Source organism: Alteromonas sp. LMIT006 (genome assembly GCF_024300645.1).
Taxonomy (GTDB): Bacteria; Pseudomonadota; Gammaproteobacteria; order Enterobacterales; family Alteromonadaceae; genus Opacimonas; species Opacimonas immobilis.
Genome location: NZ_CP101291.1, coordinates 957,706 through 977,138, shown reverse-complemented (window position 1 = coordinate 977,138; position 19,433 = coordinate 957,706). Strand labels below are relative to the sequence as shown.

Below are 19,433 nucleotides of genomic sequence, written 5' to 3'. Positions count from 1 at the left end.
TGTATCCTAGCTTTGATCAAAGTTTAGGCGGCAATTCCACTGTGGCGCAACAGCGCATCTACAGTAGGCTCACGTCCTTTGAAGGCAACGTACAATTCCATTGGCTCTTTAGAACCGCCCATTTCCAGAATGTTGTGCAAAAACGCACTGCCGGTTTCACGGTCGAAAATACCATTTTCTTCAAATGACGCAAATGCATCTGCCGATAACACCTCCGCCCATTTATAGCTGTAATATCCGGCCGCATAGCCCCCAGCAAAAATATGCCCAAAACTGTTTTGAAAACGATTAAACTCCGGAGCTTTTAGGGCGCTCACGGCATCGCGTACTTGGTTGATAAACGTTTGCACATCCACCTTTTGTGTTTGCATATGCAAAGTAAAATCAAACAGACTAAATTCCAACTGACGCAGCATTTGCATCGCCGATTGGAAATTTTTGGCGGCGAGCATTTTATCCAGAAGCTCTTGCGGCAGTGCGTCTCCGGTTTCAACATGGCCCGACAAAAACTGTAATGCCTCAGGTTGCCAGCACCAATTTTCTAAAAACTGACTAGGCAGTTCCACCGCATCCCAAGCCACACCATTAATTCCAGATACCCCTGCCACATCAATTTTGGTCAACATGTGATGAATACCATGACCAAATTCATGGAACAGAGTCACCACTTCATCATGTGTAAAGCACGCAGGTTTGCCATCCACCGGGCCACTAAAGTTACAGGTCAAATACGCCACTGGGTATTGCAGTGAACCGTCTTGACAAGTGCGACGCACTCGACATTCGTCCATCCATGCGCCACCGCGTTTTTTAGCTCGGGCATACAGGTCTAGATAAAAACTGCCACGCAATTCACCTTGCGCATCATGAATATCATAAAATTTGACGTCGTCATGCCATACATCGACATCATTGCGTTGAGAAATAACTAAACCATAGAGCTTCTCGACGACTTTGAACAATCCTGGAATCACTTTGGTCTCAGGAAAATACGGACGCAGCGTTTCATCCGAAATTGCGTACTGGTCTTGCTTTAGCTTTTCAGAATAATACGCAATATCCCAAGCCTCGAGTGTTTCTTTGCCGTAATGCTCCAAAGCAAACGCCTGTACTTGAGCTAGATCGGCCTCTGCTTGGGGTTTTGACTTGTTTGCTAAATCCTGTAAAAAGTCGACGACTTGAGCCGGATTGTCAGCCATCTTCTTCGCAAGCGATAGCTCGGCATAGTTTGCAAACCCAAGTAAATCCGCTTTTTGCTGACGGAGCTCCAGTATTTCAACAATAATATCCGTGTTATCAAATTGACCACCATTGGGTCCTTGTTCAGAGGCACGAGTTACATAGGCGCGATACAGTTCCTCTCGCAACTCGGCATTATCGGCATACATCATCACTGGCAGATAACTAGGAATATCTAAGGTAAATAGCCAACCAGACAAATCTTTTTCTGTTGCCGCTTGTGCTGCAGCCGCTTTCGCTGAATCGGGTAAACCCGCTAACAAGGTCTCATCCGTAATGTGTTTACTATACGCCATGGTTGCGTCTAGCACATTATTGGAAAAAGCACTGGATAATTCCGATAGTCTTGATTGAATCTTAGCAAATCGTGTCTGTTCTGCTTGCGGCAGTGCGACACCTGATAATTCAAACTCTTGAATCGCATTGGTGACAACTTTACGTTGGGCGTCGCTTAATTGTGCGAAGTTGTCACTATTCGCGATCGCTTGATAACACTCATACAATCCTTTGTGCTGACCTAACCAGGTTCCGTATTCTGAAAGCAGGGGTAAACACGAATCATGAGCCTCTCTTAATGCATCGCTTGAAACAACAGAATTCATATGCGAAACAGGCGACCATAAATTACTCAGATGTGTATCAACCTCATCCAACGCCAAAACAACCTCATCAAAGTCGGATGATTGCTTGTCGACCACTCGTTCCACATTGCTTTTGCATTCAGTAATAGCATCTGAAATGACCTGAACGATTGCATTCGGTTCGATGGCGTTGAACGCAGGAAGACCTTGGCGGTTCGTCCATTTTTGCGCATGAGATAAAGAGGGTTCCGACATGTTTGAGTCCTTAAAATATTAACGTGTTTATGATTCTTAAGTGGGGTTAAATTACCGAGGTACAAGGGGGTAGATACATTTAGACTAAAGTTTACTTTTGCTGTTAATCCATTGTAAATGCGGCATCAAATGCTATAACTTAAGGGTAAAATATTTTCCTATTTACCTTTGGCAATATTAGCCTTATGTCTTTATATCAGTTACTCTCGGATAATACAGAATCCGAACACAAAGCGTTATTGCAACATGAGCTTATGTCAGGTCTTATGAGCCCTAGCTTAGATGCTCCAAAATACCACAGTATTTTGTCGGCACATTATTACTGGTTTTTAAATATGGAGTTGGAACTGACCAAATATCTATCTGTGCGCACTCTCAATATGTTTGGCTACAAGTTTAAAACCCCAGCGATTCAAAAAGACATTGCGCATCTTGATTACCCACAAATCCCTTCATACCGCACCAAACATCAAGAATACTTCTATGCACTCGAACACATTTCATGGACGAAAACTCATTGGTATGGTCTGGTATTTGCGTTAGAGTCACTATTGATCAACGCCCCAGATACTTGTCACAACATCGTCAAACAACTTAAACGAAACGATATTCTTAACTACCTTAACATTTATGGCTCTGGTACCAAACATCAGTTTATCCGCATAGTTACAGCAATTGATAATCAGGGGATTACTACAACCGAAGCGGATCAGATGGTTCGTGGAGCACAATATACTTTTTTACATTTTGCACAATGGCTCAATACTCTATCATCTGTACAAGAAGTCGCTTAAGCATTTTTCTTTTACTTTTTTGATCTCTGATGTAATTATTAGATGTTCTTATCGTTCATAATGAACCTAAAACGAATATTTACTAATTTCATACATTTATTATAAGGCAACGACATGCACACATATGACTACATCTGCTTAGGTGGTGGAAGTGGTGGTATTGCCTCGGCAAACCGCGCAGCAAAACATGGAAAAAAAGTCGCTTTGATTGAAGCAAAGCACATCGGCGGTACCTGTGTAAATGTGGGCTGTGTACCCAAAAAAGCCATGTGGTTTGGCGCTCAGGTTGCAGAAGCCATCAATTTGTATGCACAAGACTATGGTTTTGATATCACCGTTAATAATTTTTCTTGGGCAACTCTCATTGAATCCCGTGAAGCCTATATCCAACGCATTCATGCATCTTACGACCGAGTGTTGGATAACAATGGGATCACCGTCATCAATGGCTTCGGTCGATTTATTGATGATCATACGATCGAGGTAGATGGGGCACTTTACACCGCTCCACACATTAGCATCGCCACGGGTGGTTATCCAATAATTCCCGAAGTAGAAGGTGCAGAATTGGGGATCACTTCCGACGGCTTCTTTGCTCTTAATGAGCAACCTAAACGTGCCGTGGTAGTTGGTGCTGGATACATTGCTGTGGAGCTTGCTGGAGTATTACATGCGCTAGGCACTGAAACGACGCTGGTTGTTCGTAAAAATCGCCCATTACGTCAATTTGATGAAACCATCAGCATTACGCTTACCGAAATGATGGCAGAGCACGGTCCTCAGTTAATGACGTATACTCAGGTGACAAAGGTCACCCAAAACTCTGACGGTTCTCTCACCGTCGCTTTCGACAATGGTGAACGCATTGTCACTGACAGCTTGATCTGGGCCATTGGTCGTGCCCCAGCTACCCAAAATATTGGGCTTGAAAATACCCAAGTTCAGTTGACTGATTCGGGGCACATCCAAGTTGATGATTATCAAAATACCACATCAAATGGTGTTTATGCCTTAGGCGATAACATCGGCAAAATCGATTTGACTCCTGTTGCGGTAAAAGCCGGACGATTGTTGTCTGAGCGATTATTCAATGGCCAAGTTCATGCTAAGATGGATTACAGTTTGATCCCAACAGTGGTCTTTTCACATCCACCGATTGGCACTATGGGATTGACCGAAGCGGAGGCGATCGCCCAATATGGCGAACCCAACGTCAAAGTGTATAATTCCAGTTTTGGCGCTATGTATACCGCTGTCACTCGACATCGACAACTGACCAAAATGAAGCTGATCTGCGCCGGAGCTGATGAAAAAGTGGTTGGCATTCACGGTATAGGGCATGGTATGGATGAAATTTTACAAGGCTTTGGCGTCGCGATTAAAATGGGCGCAACCAAGGCCGATTTTGATGCCTGCGTAGCGATTCACCCTACCAGCGCCGAAGAATATGTCACACTTACTTAATTAAAATAACAATACGACGGAAAAACCGATGAAAAAATCCCTGATAAGTCTTTACAGCGGACTTGCGCTTTCTTTTTTGAGCATAAATCTCTGCTTTGCTGATACAACAGACACAAAAAGATTCTCTGACTGGGACGTCACTGATCCCCCTTATGCGCGAGAAAAGATCACCATAGAGACTAATGAAATCACATGGGCCAGCTTAGATGTAACGCCAGACGGGAAGTCCATTGTTTTTGATACACTTGGGGATATTTTTATTGTGCCGTTGGAAGGCGGTCAGGCTCGGGCGTTGACTCAAGATTACGCTTGGAATATCCATCCTGCGGTCAGTCCAGATGGTACACAAATTGCCTTTATTTCTGACCGCGACGGATTGTCCAATCTATGGGTCATGGATATTGATGGCAATAATCTGCGCCAAGTGACCAAAGAAAAAAATAATCTGATCCACGCCCCGAAATGGTCACCAGATGGACAATATCTTTTAGTGACAAAAGGCATTATGTCAGGACGAAGTATTCCCGCAGGCGAAGTATGGATGTATCATCACACCGGTGGAGAAGGATTAGTCATTCAGGAACGTCGCAATGGTAAACGCGACCAAAAAAACACCGCTGATCCTGCATTTTCACCTGACGGTCGCTACATTTATTACACTCAAGACATCACAGGCGGTTTTCGCTTTGACTACAATCGCGACCCGCTCAAATCAATTTTTGCCATCACTCGCTTTGACCGCGAAACTAGTGAGACAGAACGTTATATTTCAGGTACCGGCGGTGCAGTAGTACCTACGCCTTCTCCTGATGGAAAGCACATTGCGTTTGTGCGACGCATTCGCGAACAAACTGCATTATTTATCAAAAACATTGAGGATGGTACAGAACAGCCAGTCTTTGTTGGCCTTGAACGTGATATGCAAGAGGGCTTTGGCACTGAAGGCTACTTCAGTTACTTTGATTGGACACCAGATAGTCAGCAAATTGTGTTTTGGACAGGTGGCAAAATCCATCGTTTAACGGTCTCGACTCAAGCATTAAATACCCTGGATATTAGTGTAAAAACCGAGGTTCAACACGCAAAGGCAGCCCGCTTTAAAGTAGATGTGGCTAGTGATGAATTTCCGGTCAAAATGATCCGCTGGTCACAACAATCTCCAGACGGCAAAACCGCTTTATTTCAAGCGCTTGGCAAACTCTATATTCGTGATCTACAAAATGGTAAAACTCGACGTCTGACCAAACAAAATGATCATGACGAGTTTTATCCGCGTTTTTCTAATGACGGTAAACAAATTGTTTACACCACCTGGGACGACCAGGCCTTGGGCACTATCCGAGTTGTATCGTCTCGTGGCGGCAAAGGCAAAGTGGTTTCCACTGCTCCTGGCCATTATGTTGAACCTGCATTTTCTCCCGGTGGTGAGTTCATTGCATATCGTAAATTTACCGGTGGTTACTTACTTGATCCGGCACACTCGGTTGATCCTGGCTTATACGTACTGGATCTTCAGAAACAAACGACACAACGCGTTAGTCAATCAGGTATGCAACCACATTTTGCTGGTGGCAACGAGCGAATTTATTTTACTCGATTCGTTTCTGGGACCCCTTATACCGAAACCGAATTGGTGAGTGTTAATCTGGCAGGTGACGATCTGCGCCAACACGCGTATGGCGCAGATAAAGTCAGTGAATATCGACTTTCGCATGACAAGCAATGGCTTGCTTTTGTATATCAATACAATACCTATGTTGTACCATTTGTCGATAATGGAAAACGAATTACCATTGGGCCTAACATGACGTCCTTACCCGTTACACAAATCAGTGCCCGTGCTGGAGAATATCTCAATTGGTCACCCAATAATGACAAATTAACGTGGTTTCATGGCCCGTTTTTATATGAGCAAAGTCTGGATGAAGCGTTTGCTTTTGTCGGTGGCAACGATGAAGCCGCTGAGCCAGTGACTGAAGGGATCAACTTAAGTTTTAATGTGGCGAGTAAAAAAGCCGAAGGGTACACTGCTATTGTCGGTGGCACTATTGTGACGATGCGCGATGCAGATAGTAAAGAAGAAATCATTAATAACGGTACTGTGTTGATCAAAGACAATATCATCGAAGCAGTGGGACCCGCTGATGCCATTCAAATCCCCGAAGAGGCGTTAATATTGGATGCGACTGGTAAGACGGTTATTCCAGGATTAGTGGATGCACATGCGCATGGTTCACAAGGACGCAATGAGATTATTCCAGAACAAAACTGGATCCAATTCTCAAACATTGCTTTTGGTGTGACCACCATGCACGACCCATCAAATGATACAACAGAAATTTTTGCCGCAGCAGAACTTCAGCGTGCCGGTTTACGTGTTGGCCCTCGTCTATTCTCGACCGGCACAATATTGTATGGTGCCGAAGGGATTGGCTATAAAGCGATTATCAATGACTTTGAAGATGCCTATTTTCATGTTAATCGCCTCAAAGAACAAGGGGCGATTTCGGTAAAATCCTACAACCAACCGCGTCGAGATCAAAGACAATGGGTGCTGCAAGCAGCTAAAGAGCTTAAGATGATGGTCATGCCAGAGGGTGGCGGCAAATTTCAACAAAATTTGTCAATGATTGTTGATGGCCATACTGTCCTTGAACATGCTCTGCCGATTGCCCGTGGATATTCCGATATGACCCAGTTATGGAGCGCATCTGATGTGGGTTACACACCGACTTTTGTGGTGGCTTATGGTGGTATGATGGGTGAAGAATACTGGTATGACAAAACCAATGTATGGGAAAACGAGCGATTATTGCGCTATACACCACATACCCTAGTTGACCGTCGTGCCGTGCGTCGCCCTACGACATCAGAAGCATTCTACAATCATATAGAAGTTTCCAAATACGCCAAAGCACTCCGTGATGAAGGCGTACGCGTGCACATCGGGCCTCATGGTCAACGCGAAGGGTTGTCAGCGCACTGGGAACTGTGGATCATGGTTCAAGGCGGCTTTACACCTTGGGAAGCAATTCGTGGTGGTACCATTGATGGTGCGATTTCATTAGGTATGGATCATGCCATTGGCAGCATCGAAGTGGGCAAATTGGCTGATTTAGCCATTATTGATGGCGATGTATTAAGTGATATCAAACGCAGTGAGTATGTTACCCATACGGTGATTAACGGGCGAGTATTTGCCAGCGAAGATATGCAGGAATTAAATGGAGAGTTTCGCGCCGAACCGTTTTTCTTCCAAGACGCGAATAAACAATTTATGCCAGAGGCCACCGAACAAGCTGTTCATGCTAAGGCCGAACATTATCATTGGAGCCACTAATATAAGGTTAATCCACGACCCAATGCGCTACGCCTTGTTCGAGTAAGAATGCCTGTGCATTGGGTCCGTGGAAGGCCGCCATCATTGATAACAAACCAGCTTGAACACAATTATCCGCGCACACTGTGACGGCTCTAGGAGCATTGGTTAAGGCATAACCGCTTTGGGGATTTAGGATATGCGAGTAACGTATCCCATTGTGCATTAAATAGCGCTTGTAGTCTCCGCTCGTTGCCATGCCACCTTTACACAATTGAATTAACCTTGGGGTATCAATACAAGCATCGATAGAGGGTATTGCTACTTGCCAGAAACTCGCGTTATGCCTTGGGTTAGACACCGCAACATCCCCACCGAAATTAATGAGCACCGAAATATCTGGCCAACGTTCTTGACAGATTTCACTGCATCTATCGACTGCGTATTCTTTGGCTATTCCACCTAAATCAATTGCCATGTGCTCTGGCAGAGTAATCGTGTTCTCTCGTAAATTCACACGATGCCATCCAACATACTCAAGCATTTCATTAATAGCCCCTTCACTTGGTGGTATCGCATCAGGGGAAAAACTCCAGACCTTGTTCAATACACCTGCGGTGATATCAAATAAACCATCGCTGAGCTCATAACAGGTGTCAACAAGGTGCAATAATGACTGTGTTTCAACATCGAGAATAACTTGATTACCGCCAGAGTGGTTGATTTCGTGAATAATATTATCGGTGCGATAACGAGAGAACTTATGCTCTACCCGAAGGGCCTCACGGATGATTACCTCAGCAATTTCTTGTGCGACATCTGCGTGTTCGCTTTCAATCAAAACTTCACAACTTGTGGTCATTGCAACAAATTTACCACAAAAATAGTCCGAATGAGGGGTGAACGAACGTGCTTTAACTTGCATGGTACGGTATTTTGTAGATGATGTTACCCATACAATACTAGAGTATGAAAAGTATCACTGCAACTTTTCTTGGCATGCTCTACCTAATGGCTAACATAAATGTTAATTATATTAACTAAAATTTAACACTGGAGATTAAGTTAAATCTGCTACATAATAGTATTTGTCTTCCTTAATCAATTAACCTATTTGCTGTAAGGTCCGTCTCGTGAAAAAACTCACCTTAAAATCTGTAGCTGAAGAATTAGGTGTGTCTACCGCGACCATATCCAACGCCTTCAACAAACCCAATCAATTATCTAAGGCTAAACGACTAGAAATCCTCGAGCGTTGTGAAGAACTTGGCTATACCGGACCCAATAAAGCAGCTCGGTCACTGCGTCGAGGAAAAACCAGTATTGTAGGGTTAGTTTTAGCCAACAGTATCTCGTATACCGTTAATGATGCAGTTGCGTCTACTTTTATTAGCGGTGTATCCCAGTGTTTAGAGGCCAACGGTCAACAGCTTCTGTTGGTTTCAGGTGCCGGTGATGATCTCAATAACGTCAACGATTTTGTCGACGGGTATTTGTGTTATGGCTCTCCTACCAATCCCAATTTAATTGATGCCTTAAGAAAAACGACAAAGCCAGTCGTTACTGTGGACTTTAATATTGACGATTACCCATCCGTCAATATCGATAATATTGAGGCGTGTTATCAATTAGTCAAACAAACCATTCGAGCGGATGATGTGGTCGCCGTTATTGGTTTGCGCTTAATTGAAACTCAGCTGACTTGTCGGATCTATGATGTTCCTATGATTGATCCAGTCACATCCATCAGCCGACGCAGACTACTTGGTTACGAAAAAGCGTTTGCAGAATGCGGCGTTGATTTTAATTATGGACAGCTGTGGAGTATCCCTGAAAATATCGAATCCTTTGCCGTTCGGGCGGCCAAAGAAGTGTTATCCAATCAGCCTCGTCCCACCATTGTTTACTGTATGTCAGACTTAATTGCGGTCTATTTTATTCGCGAAGCGATTGAGATGGGGTTATCGGTACCGGATGATATTAGAGTAGTCGGCTTTGATGGAACTAATGAAGGCCAACGCTTTCACCCTAATCTAACTACCGTGGTACAAAATTCAGACAGCAAAGGTGAACGTGCTGCCATCATGCTGTTAAAGCAAAGCAAAGAGTCCCAATTACTACCCTTTGCTCTGCATTTTGGCGATTCGTGCCCGACCAACGGATAACTTACAGCCAACTGCGTAATTCAATCACTTCGCTATCAAAAGCGACATGCGCATTCAGCGTGGCCAAATCAATATCCAGCCGAGCAACCTGGGTTCCATTTGCCCACCGCATGGAATACCGCTCATCTGTCATAACTTGGCTAAACTCGCCAGCAAAAGCATCGTTTTGATTGCGCTTTTGAATTAATTTAAGTAACGCTTGCACGACGGACTTTTGCGCGTGTTGTTGTACTTTTGCCAAATCCAAATAACTGCGGTTTATGTCACGTCCAACTTGAGATTTGGCTAACAAGTCCATGTCATTCGGCAGTGCTAATAACCCTGTATAATATACTTGCGGGATGCCTGGGCAGAAAAACTGAATCGCACGAGACAACAAGTAACGATAATCATCGCAGCCTAACGCACTGTAATACGTACAATTCACTTGATACAAATCAACGTTATTTGCCGCAGACCCTGTGGCCGCTCGGCTTTCTCCAGCACATTGGTCATGAATACTTTCCACTAATGTATCGATTTGTTCTGGAGTTAATAAGCCAGGTTCATCTCCATTGGCACCAACATCCACAATGCCAATCCCGTCATGGGTATCCAATACGGTTACACAGTTTCGCGGGGACATTTCAAGCCACGTTGCAAGTGGTGCTAGGTCTTTGGTATTCATTGCATGCAGAACCAAAGGAGGTAGGGCAAAATCATAAACTAGAGAACAGCGCTTGGCGATTTCGCATTGGATCTTGTGGTAGGAATGGATTTCAACCAAGCATGTCATACCCAATGCTTCTGCTCGAGAAGATAATGCTTCAATAAATGCAAACGTTTGGGGCATCATAAAGCAATTTGTGCCAGCCTGTTTTATGGCATAACCGGCAGCATCAAGGCGGATCAGTTTAATATTATTACGCGAAAACGTTGTCAAAATCCCATCTAGGTACGCTTTACCCTGTTCAGAAGCAACATCAATATCGATCTGATTTGCTGTAAATGTTGTCCAAAAGTCAGCTTCTGAGCCATCGCCTAAAGTCATTTTAGTAAAAGGTGACGTTGGTCTTGGACGAAATATATTTGCAATATCATCGGGATTGGGTTTGTCACCAAACACCTTTTGTTTGGTTAAAAACAAATCCCAATAGGTAGAATCTTTACCTTTTGCTAAGACGTCCTGAAACGGTATCGATTGCGCCGACATGTGATTGACAATCATGTCAGCCATCAAATCAAAGTCTTGTCCTAAAGCTTGCACATCATCCCAGTTACCCAATCGAGCGTCCACTGATGTGTGATCAATTGGATCAAACCCAGCATCTTCCCCGTCAATGGGGTTGTAAAACGGCAACAAATGAATTCCACCAAACACGTTAGGGAAACATTCTTTTAACATTTGATGTAATTGCTGAACAGTGCCCCCACTTAAACGATCAACATAAGTGATTAGCTGTACTTTATTTTGGTATTTCATAATTTTTCACGACAAAACTTAATCGTTTAAGTTTACCGTGAGAAAAATAAATTTCAAGTTTTGTTAACAAAAAACCGCTTCAGACTTTCGTCATCAGCGGTTTCATCACTCTGGGAGGTGACTATTTATCGCTATAGTATGTAGCGACTCAAATCTTCATTATCCGCAAGCATTTCTAGATGCTCGTCGACGTAGGCTTTATCAATTAACAGAGATTCACCATCCTTTTCACTCGCCACAAAGGAAATTTCTTCCATTAAGCGCTCCATCACAGTGTGCAGACGACGAGCTCCAATGTTTTCTGTTTTTTCATTAACCTGCCAAGCGACTTCAGCAATACGCTGGATCCCAGATTCATCAAAACTGAGCTTGACCCCTTCGGTCCCTAATAAAGCAATATACTGCTCAGTTAACGAGGCATTCGGTTCAGTTAAGATACGAGTAAAGTCCTCTACGCTTAAAGCCGATAGCTCAACTCTGATGGGTAAACGACCTTGTAATTCTGGAATCAAATCAGACGGCTTACTCATTTGGAACGCACCGGATGCAATAAACAAAATATGATCTGTTTTGACCATACCGTGTTTTGTTGAAACCGTGGAACCTTCGACAATTGGTAGTAAGTCTCGCTGAACACCTTCACGTGACACATCAGCGCTGCTTTTGCCTTCACTCTTACAGATCTTGTCGATTTCATCGATAAACACAATGCCATTTTGCTCAACAGCATCAATTGCATCTTGTTTTAAATCATCTTGATTAACGAGTTTCGCCGCTTCTTCTTCGACTAATAACTTCAAGGCTTCTTTGACCGGGAGTTTTTTCTTTTTCTTCTTATCGCCAGAGAGGTTTTGGAACATACCTTGTAATTGATTGGTCATTTCTTCCATACCAGGAGGAGCCATAATTTCGACTCCAACTTGAGGTAGCGCAACATCAATCTCGATTTCTTTGTCGTCTAGTTTCCCTTCGCGTAATTTTTTACGAAACGTTTGACGTGTACTGTTGTTGTCCACATCTTCTTTTTCACCAAAAATATTTTCTGGGGGTGGGATCAGGATGTCCAAAATTTTTTCTTCCGCCGCTTCTTCGGCACGAAAACGTACCTTTTGCATCGCTTGCTCTTTGACCATTTTGACTGCTATGTCTGTCAAATCGCGAATAATCGACTCAACTTCTTTACCCACATAACCGACTTCCGTAAATTTAGTCGCCTCAACTTTGACAAAAGGCGCATTGGCCAGTTTTGCTAAGCGACGAGCAATCTCGGTTTTGCCGACGCCTGTTGGACCAATCATCAGGATATTCTTTGGGCTGACTTCTTGGCGCAGTTCAGATGGAAGCTGCATTCGACGCCAGCGATTACGCAGAGCGATTGATACTGCGCGTTTTGCGTCTTGTTGGCCGATGATATGGCTATCAAGTTCGTGAACAATTTCACGCGGAGTCATTTCTGACATAATTAGGTTTCCTGTAAAAGTAGATGGCTGAATTAATAATCTAGGATTTCAACCGTCTGAGAATGATTGGTATACACGCAAATATCACCTGCGATTGTGAGCGCTTTGGTTGCAATCTCTTGCGCACTTAATTCTGTGTTGTGAAATAATGCCGTTGCAGCAGCTTGCGCAAATGGTCCACCTGAACCAGTAGCGATAAGGTCATGATCGGTTTGGATCACGTCGCCGTTTCCCGTGATCATCAAAGATGCACTGTGATCAGCAACCACTAAAATCGCTTCTAGGCGACGCAACATCCTATCTGTTCGCCAATCTTTGGCCAATTCAACAGCCGCTTTGATGAGATGACCTTGGTGCAATTCGAGTTTTGCTTCAAAACGTTCAAACAAAGTGAAGGCATCAGCTGTGCCTCCAGCAAAACCTGCGATAACTTTGTCTTTGTAAATGCGACGAACTTTGCGCGCATTGCCTTTCATTACAGTGTTGCCAAGAGACACTTGGCCATCACCAGCAACGACAACTTGATTGCCACGTCTTACCGATACGATTGTGGTCACATTGATTCCTTACTTATGAACTATTTGTATTAAGTAAGGATGATTATCAGATTTTCAAGTTTTGTTTAAGCTACAAATTCCATAACCAAATCTTGCAACTATGAATATTGACGCCTTGCAGTTTGTGACGGTCTTTCTCGGCATCACGTCTGGAATCATACGGACCTAGTATTACTCGATACCAACCATTGTTGGAACCGCGTATTTGAGGTTCAAGACCAGCCAAGGCCATCGTCGCTTTCATCGAGTCAGCTTGTTCGAATTGTCGGAACGAGCCACATTGCATCAAAAATAGCTTATCGGATGTGATCGCTTCAACATCGACTTCAACCTCATAGCCTGGCAAAATTTTAATAAATTCCCACTCTTCTTGGGGTAGCTCAGGTAACGGTTCGTCGGTAACAGATTGTGCCGGTTTCTCTGCAGGCGATTGCTTGGGAACAGAAGTTTCATTAGGCTCATCAGCGCTGCCTTGCTCAAGAGGTTGTTGACTCAACCAGTATAACCCACCAATAAACCCAAACAATACCAAAAAGGTCATCGTGATCCGTATTATCGAAACTTTTCGCTGTTGTTGTTCATTCTTTTTAGGTTTGCGCGGTTTAGGTTGACGGTTGACGTAATCTCGAGTCGCCATGAAGGTTACAGCTCAAATTGTGAAAGACTTTGGTATTGTACCAACCTCTTAACTAAAATCTATATTATCCACATCAACTGACCAGCGAATGCGCAATTCTTGTGCAAGCTCTTGAATTGAAGGCGTTAATTGTTTTAACACACCTTGCAAGTACCCTCGTTGCTCAGCTTGTAACAACAATTGATACCGATACCGAGACTGACGCTTTTCTATCAAACACGGTAACGGCCCAAGAAGCATCAGCGATTGTAGTTGTTCGCATTGTTGCATTGCAAAATGCAATAAACGCAAGCACTTACTTACGTCTGGATCCTCAGCTCGAATCAATGCTTGATGGGTAAAGGGCGGTAAATGGTTCGCCTGACGCTCATGCAAAATCGTGCGTATACAATGACCATACCCATTGTGTAATAAATCTTGGATGAGTGGGTGTCCTGGTTGCGCAGTCTGCAACAAAGTTTCTCCGGGTTTGGTTGCACGCCCAGCTCGTCCCGAGATTTGAGTGATCAACTGCGCTAATTTTTCAGTGGCACGAAAATCAGGCGAAAAAAGCGCCGTATCGACATCCATGATAACCACACAAGTGACATTAGCAAAGTGATGTCCTTTGGCCAAAATCTGAGTGCCCACCAAAATTTGATAATCGTTGGCATTGATTGCATCAAGGGTGTTACTCAATACATCTTTTCCCCGCATCGCATCGGAATCTATTCGTATGGTTCGGTGGTGAGGAAACAACGCATCTATTTGCGCAGTCAATTGTTCCGTGCCGATCCCTTCAGTTTGCATAGTGTGATGCCCACAATGCATGCAGGTCTGATATAGGTTGACTTGTTCCGTGCAATGATGACAAATCAGCTTGCTTTTGGCGCGATGATAAGTAAATGGTTTATCACAGGAACGGCATTCTTGAGCGTATCCACATTGCTGGCAAACCACGGCTGGCGCATACCCTCTGCGATTGAGAAATACCAACACTTGATTCCCTGCATTGAGATGCTGCTGCATGGTTTTTAGCGTTTCATCCGCCAAGCCTGACGTCAAAGTAACTTGCGATGTATCGACCAGACGCAAGGTCGCAGGCACCGCTCCACCTGCACGTTGTTGCAAAGTAAAATGCTGATATTTGCCCGTTTGCGCATTGAGCAATGTCTCAGCCGTTGGGGTGGCTGTCCCCAGCAATAGAGGAATATTGCGTTTATGCGCAATCATGGTTGCTAATGCTCGAGCGTGATACTTAAGACCATCTTGTTGTTTAAAAGATTCATCGTGTTCTTCATCAATGATGATCATTCCCAAAGCAGGTAAAGGGGTAAAAATCGCAGAGCGTGTACCGATCACCAGACCAATTTGCTCAGCTCTTGCCTTTTGCCAGACGGTTAAACGAGCTGTGTCAGTTAAGCCTGAATGAATTACTCCTACTTCGATACCAAAGCGCTGTTCAAAACGTGACACCGTCTGTGGCGTTAACCCTATCTCTGGTACCAGGATTAACACTTGCTGTCCTCTCGCTAGAACGTGAGCAATAATTTGCAAATACACTTCCGTTTTGCCACTGCCGGTAATGCCTTCAAGTAAAAACGCCCCATATTGTTCCAATTGTGCGGTTATCCCCGTGATCGCAAGAGCTTGTTCAACATTTGCTCGGGCATGTGATAAGGTTTCCCAATAATCAGTAGAACGATGCCAGACGCCGGCAACGACCGGCGCTGAAAATTCTGTAATCATGTCTTTTTGCTTAAGACCATCCAGAGTTGGTTTGGTATAAGACTGACGAATGTCTGTCAGTACTTTTGCGCCTTGAGCTATCTCGCTAAACAGTGCTTGTTGCTGGCTAGCGGCTCGATGACCGGTATTTTTGAAAATCGTTCCCGCATCCCCAATATCGTCCCATTGCGCTTGAAATTTTGCAGTAAGCTTAAGATACGTCTGTGCGGGAAATTGACTACTTCCCTTCGGCTTGCGTAGCGCGACGGGGAGTGCTGTCTGACATACCTCACCAAGAGGGTGTTGATAATATTCGGCTAACCATTGCAATAATCTACGCCAAGTAGCATCAAAAATAGGGGATTGATCAAGCAAGCGAATAATCGGTTTAAGCTTTTTGAATATATTTGCCTCGATTTCATGGACATCGGTCTCTTGCCACACAATCCCGACCATGCGACGACTGGCAAAGTTCACTTCCACGCGCGCACCCACAATCAGCGTCTCAGTACTGGTGTAGTGAAACGTTTTATACAGGGGAACTGGAATCGCTACTGCATAGATGTGCATTGAATAAACACTTGATCCAAAAGACAGATTACTTTAATATGCGCGACCCTAAACGGCAAGTTTAATTACTTGTCATAATTTTTATTAGCGTATGGTGTTTGATTAGGTATGCCTAGATCTTATAGCGATACGGCTTCTATATTGGAGTAACCCATGAAAACAGGTATTCATCCTAACTACGAAGAAATTACTGCGAACTGTTCTTGCGGTAACGTCATCAAAATCCGTTCTACGGTTGGTAAAGACTTAAACTTGGACGTTTGTTCAGCTTGTCACCCATTTTATACTGGTAAGCAACGTAACGTTGATACAGGTGGTCGTGTTGACCGCTTCAACAAGCGTTTTGGTGCACTTAAATCTAAGTAAGCCCAATGTCTTATACAAAAAAAGCGTCTATATGACGCTTTTTTTGTGCTTACTGTTTTTTGCCTCTTACATTTTGTTTTGGGTGTGTTACATTTACCTTCACAACAATAAAAATAATACGTTATTTGCCTCAAGGCGTTATTTCTCAATACCCTATATAAGGATGCCCATCGAGATGTCGGATTTCCGTCAACAGGCGTTAGACTACCACGCCCTCCCTACCCCAGGAAAAATTAGCGTTGAATTAACTACACCAGCTGAAACGGTCAATGACCTAGCCTTAGCATATAGTCCGGGTGTTGCTGAGCCCGTTCGTGAAATTGCTGACGACCCAAACATGGCTTACAAATACACGGCCAAAGGTAATATGGTTGCGGTCATTTCAAATGGTTCCGCTATTTTGGGATTAGGGAACTTAGGGCCGCTGGCATCCAAACCAGTAATGGAAGGTAAAGCGTTGTTGTTTAAACGCTTTGCAGGATTGGACTCGATAGATATTGAGGTCAATCACCGTACCACCGAAGAATTTATTAACACGGTAGCGAATATCGCAGATACCTTTGGTGGCATTAACCTCGAAGATATCAAAGCACCTGAGTGTTTTGAAATTGAGCGCGAATTACAGAAACGTTGTAAGATCCCAATTTTTCATGATGACCAGCACGGCACTGCTATTGTTACGGCAGCAGGTATGCTGAACGCATTAGAGATCCAAGGCAAAGCCATTGCAGACGCACGTTTTGTGTGTATGGGCGCAGGGGCAGCTGCGATTGCGTGTATGGAGCTATTGATCAAGTGTGGTGCACAACGTGAAAAAGTCTACATGATTGACCGCAATGGTGTGATCCACACCCGTCGTGAAAACTTACCTGAGCACAAACTTGCTTTTGCCAATAACACTGACAAACGCACACTTGAAGATGTAATGGACGGAGCCGATGTGTTCCTAGGCTTATCAGGGCCTGATGTCCTGCCAGCTGAAACACTTTCTTTGATGGCGCCAAATCCAGTTGTGTTTGCCTGCTCAAACCCAGATCCGGAAATCAAGCCTGAACTCGCTCATGCCACGCGTTCTGATTTAATTATGGCCACAGGCCGTTCTGATTACCCCAATCAGGTCAACAACGTATTGTGTTTCCCGTTTATCTTTCGTGGAGCACTAGATGTTCGTTCTAATGCCATTAATGATGAAATGAAAGTTGCTGCAGTAGAAGCCTTGCGTGCGGTATCTAAAGAACCGGTTCCAGAAGAGGTCTTGGTAGCAAGTAATTCGTCGTCTTTAGAATTTGGTCGCGATTACATTATTCCAAAACCAATGGATCCGAGATTATGCTCACGTATCGCTAAAGCAGTTGCCCAAGCTGCAATTGACTCAGGCGTGGCATTCTTAGAAGAATTACCGGAAGGATATATGGAATAAGCCGATTATTTTTCGACTTCCTCCACCTCTAGCATCCCCATTTGCTCCATCAAGGTTCTCGCCTCAGCTGGTATGCGATGGGGATTTTCTTTAGCTAAGTCATCATCGTTGGGCAGCGGCTGCCCCGTAAACGCATGCAAAAAGGCCTCACATAGCAGCTCAGAGTTAGTGGCATGACGCAAATTATTTACTTGACGTCTGGTTCGTTCATCGGTCAACACTTTAAGCACATTAATCGGTATTGAGACTGTAACTTTTTTGACTTGCTCGGCTTTCTTACCGTGCTCTGCGTAGGGGTGTATGTATTTACCATTCCAAGTTGCCATCATACTGCCTTATCGTGTTTTTATATTTATTATATATTTTCAGAATACGGTTTTAGTCTAACAACGGATGATTTTGCTTGACCGAACCACTAATATCTCGTAGTTTAGACGTCTAAACGTCTATTGTATACCCTTTTTTTGGAGTTCACTCATGGTTTCTTATGCTCAAGGCATAGATCTTCTCAACCAGTCTTTGTCAGAATTACGTGATATTCAGGTGTCTTTTGAATTTTTCCCACCGAGTAACGAGAAGATGGAAACCATGCTATGGAAGTCTGTCGAACGACTTGCGCCGTTGAAACCATCATATATGTCCGTGACTTATGGTGCTAACAGTGGTGAACGTGACAAAACCCACAATGTGGTAAAACGCATTCAAAACGACATGGGAATTGCAGCCGTTCCGCATTTGACCTGTGTGGATGCATCACGTGAAGAATTAACCCAAATCGCGCAAGAATATTGGGACAACGGGATCAGACGCATCGTGGCACTGCGCGGTGACTTGCCCGATGGCATGGATAAGCCAGATATGTATGCATCAGATTTGGTTGCTTTACTCAAGGACGTAGCTGATTTTGATATTTCCGTTGCCGCTTATCCTGAAACGCATCCTGAAGCACCTAATGCACAATTTGATTTGCTCAATTTAAAACGCAAGGCCGAAGCAGGAGCAACTGAAGCCATCACTCAGTTCTTTTTTGATTCCTCTCATTATTTGCGATTCCGCGACCGCGCTGCTGCCGCTGGTATTGATATTGATATTGTTCCAGGGATTTTACCAGTGACTAATTATCAAACGTTACTAAGGTTTGCCAACTTTACTAATGTGCACGTACCTAACTGGTTACACAAAATGTACGATGGCCTAGATGACGCTGACCAAACGACCCGCAATTTATTGGCCGCCAGTATCGCGATGGATCAAGTTAAAATCCTCGCTCGTGAAGGCGTAAAACACTTTCACTTCTATACCCTCAATCGCAGTGAATTGAGTTATGCCATTTGCCATATGCTTGGCTTACGCGCCTAAAAGAATTGTGTAATGTGTTTGTCGCTTAGCAGAGATGTCTGCTAAGCTATTCATTAGTCAATGAATTTTTAAGTCAAA

Annotated in this window: 15 protein-coding genes; 7 read left to right on the top strand and 8 right to left on the bottom strand. The window is 44.0% G+C overall.

What is annotated here, in order from left to right; all coding sequences use genetic code 11:
* Positions 1–23: 23 nt before the first annotated feature.
* Complete coding sequence (gene prlC / locus NLG07_RS04560; protein WP_254856513.1) at positions 24–2,075, bottom strand: oligopeptidase A; 2,052 nt, start codon at positions 2,073–2,075, stop codon at positions 24–26.
* Between the two features lie 185 nt (positions 2,076–2,260).
* On the opposite strand from prlC, the gene NLG07_RS04555 reads away from it, so the two are divergent.
* The 3 genes from NLG07_RS04555 (at position 2,261) to NLG07_RS04545 (ending at position 7,673) form a co-directional block, all read left to right on the top strand.
* The gene (locus NLG07_RS04555) at positions 2,261–2,869 is read left to right on the top strand and encodes a hypothetical protein (protein WP_254856512.1); all 609 of its coding nucleotides are present in this window, start codon (positions 2,261–2,263) and stop codon (positions 2,867–2,869) included.
* Between the two features lie 114 nt (positions 2,870–2,983).
* A complete protein-coding gene (gorA, locus tag NLG07_RS04550) occupies positions 2,984–4,333 on the top strand; it encodes a glutathione-disulfide reductase (RefSeq protein ID WP_254856511.1) in 1,350 nt (449 codons plus the stop codon).
* Positions 4,334–4,361: 28 nt separating this feature from the next.
* Positions 4,362–7,673 carry an amidohydrolase family protein gene (locus NLG07_RS04545; protein WP_254856510.1) on the top strand — a complete coding sequence of 1,104 codons (3,312 nt, stop codon included), beginning with the start codon at positions 4,362–4,364 and terminating at the stop codon, positions 7,671–7,673.
* A 7-nt stretch (positions 7,674–7,680) separates the two neighbouring features.
* On the opposite strand, the gene NLG07_RS04540 is transcribed toward NLG07_RS04545, so the two are convergent.
* The gene (locus NLG07_RS04540; protein WP_254856509.1) at positions 7,681–8,577 is read right to left on the bottom strand and encodes an FAD:protein FMN transferase; all 897 of its coding nucleotides are present in this window, start codon (positions 8,575–8,577) and stop codon (positions 7,681–7,683) included.
* A 208-nt stretch (positions 8,578–8,785) separates the two neighbouring features.
* Between NLG07_RS04540 and NLG07_RS04535 the strand changes: the two genes are divergently transcribed.
* Entirely contained in the window at positions 8,786–9,817 is a 1,032-nt protein-coding gene (locus tag NLG07_RS04535; RefSeq protein WP_254856508.1) for a LacI family DNA-binding transcriptional regulator, read from the top strand.
* 1 nt (position 9,818) lies between these two features.
* Here the strand turns inward: NLG07_RS04535 and gtfA are convergent, their stop codons facing one another.
* The 5 genes from gtfA to NLG07_RS04510 all read right to left on the bottom strand — a co-directional run bounded on the left by gtfA (position 9,819) and on the right by NLG07_RS04510 (position 16,210).
* Entirely contained in the window at positions 9,819–11,279 is a 1,461-nt protein-coding gene (gene gtfA, locus NLG07_RS04530; protein ID WP_254856507.1) for a sucrose phosphorylase, read from the bottom strand.
* A gap of 131 nt (positions 11,280–11,410) precedes the next feature.
* Complete coding sequence (gene hslU / locus NLG07_RS04525) at positions 11,411–12,739, bottom strand: HslU--HslV peptidase ATPase subunit (protein WP_254856506.1); 1,329 nt, start codon at positions 12,737–12,739, stop codon at positions 11,411–11,413.
* Between the two features lie 32 nt (positions 12,740–12,771).
* Positions 12,772–13,296: an ATP-dependent protease subunit HslV gene (gene hslV, locus NLG07_RS04520; RefSeq protein ID WP_254856505.1), complete on the bottom strand. Its 525-nt coding sequence runs from the start codon at positions 13,294–13,296 to the stop codon at positions 12,772–12,774.
* A 70-nt stretch (positions 13,297–13,366) separates the two neighbouring features.
* On the bottom strand, positions 13,367–13,933 hold the full coding sequence (locus NLG07_RS04515; RefSeq protein ID WP_254856504.1) for an SPOR domain-containing protein: 567 nt from the start codon (positions 13,931–13,933) through the stop codon (positions 13,367–13,369).
* A gap of 48 nt (positions 13,934–13,981) precedes the next feature.
* The gene (locus NLG07_RS04510; RefSeq protein ID WP_254856503.1) at positions 13,982–16,210 is read right to left on the bottom strand and encodes a primosomal protein N'; all 2,229 of its coding nucleotides are present in this window, start codon (positions 16,208–16,210) and stop codon (positions 13,982–13,984) included.
* 153 nt (positions 16,211–16,363) lie between these two features.
* On the opposite strand from NLG07_RS04510, the gene rpmE reads away from it, so the two are divergent.
* Both rpmE and NLG07_RS04500 read left to right on the top strand, forming a co-directional pair.
* Positions 16,364–16,576 carry a 50S ribosomal protein L31 gene (gene rpmE, locus NLG07_RS04505; RefSeq protein ID WP_254856502.1) on the top strand — a complete coding sequence of 71 codons (213 nt, stop codon included), beginning with the start codon at positions 16,364–16,366 and terminating at the stop codon, positions 16,574–16,576.
* A 175-nt stretch (positions 16,577–16,751) separates the two neighbouring features.
* Entirely contained in the window at positions 16,752–17,996 is a 1,245-nt protein-coding gene (locus NLG07_RS04500) for a malic enzyme-like NAD(P)-binding protein (RefSeq protein ID WP_254856501.1), read from the top strand.
* Positions 17,997–18,001: 5 nt separating this feature from the next.
* Here NLG07_RS04500 and metJ read toward each other — a convergent pair whose 3' ends face one another.
* Complete coding sequence (gene metJ, locus NLG07_RS04495; protein ID WP_254856804.1) at positions 18,002–18,322, bottom strand: met regulon transcriptional regulator MetJ; 321 nt, start codon at positions 18,320–18,322, stop codon at positions 18,002–18,004.
* Between the two features lie 151 nt (positions 18,323–18,473).
* Here metJ and metF point away from each other — a divergent pair, with 151 nt between their 5' ends.
* Positions 18,474–19,355, top strand: coding sequence for a methylenetetrahydrofolate reductase (metF, locus tag NLG07_RS04490; RefSeq protein ID WP_254856500.1), 882 nt, complete (start codon positions 18,474–18,476; stop codon positions 19,353–19,355).
* Positions 19,356–19,433: the final 78 nt, after the last annotated feature.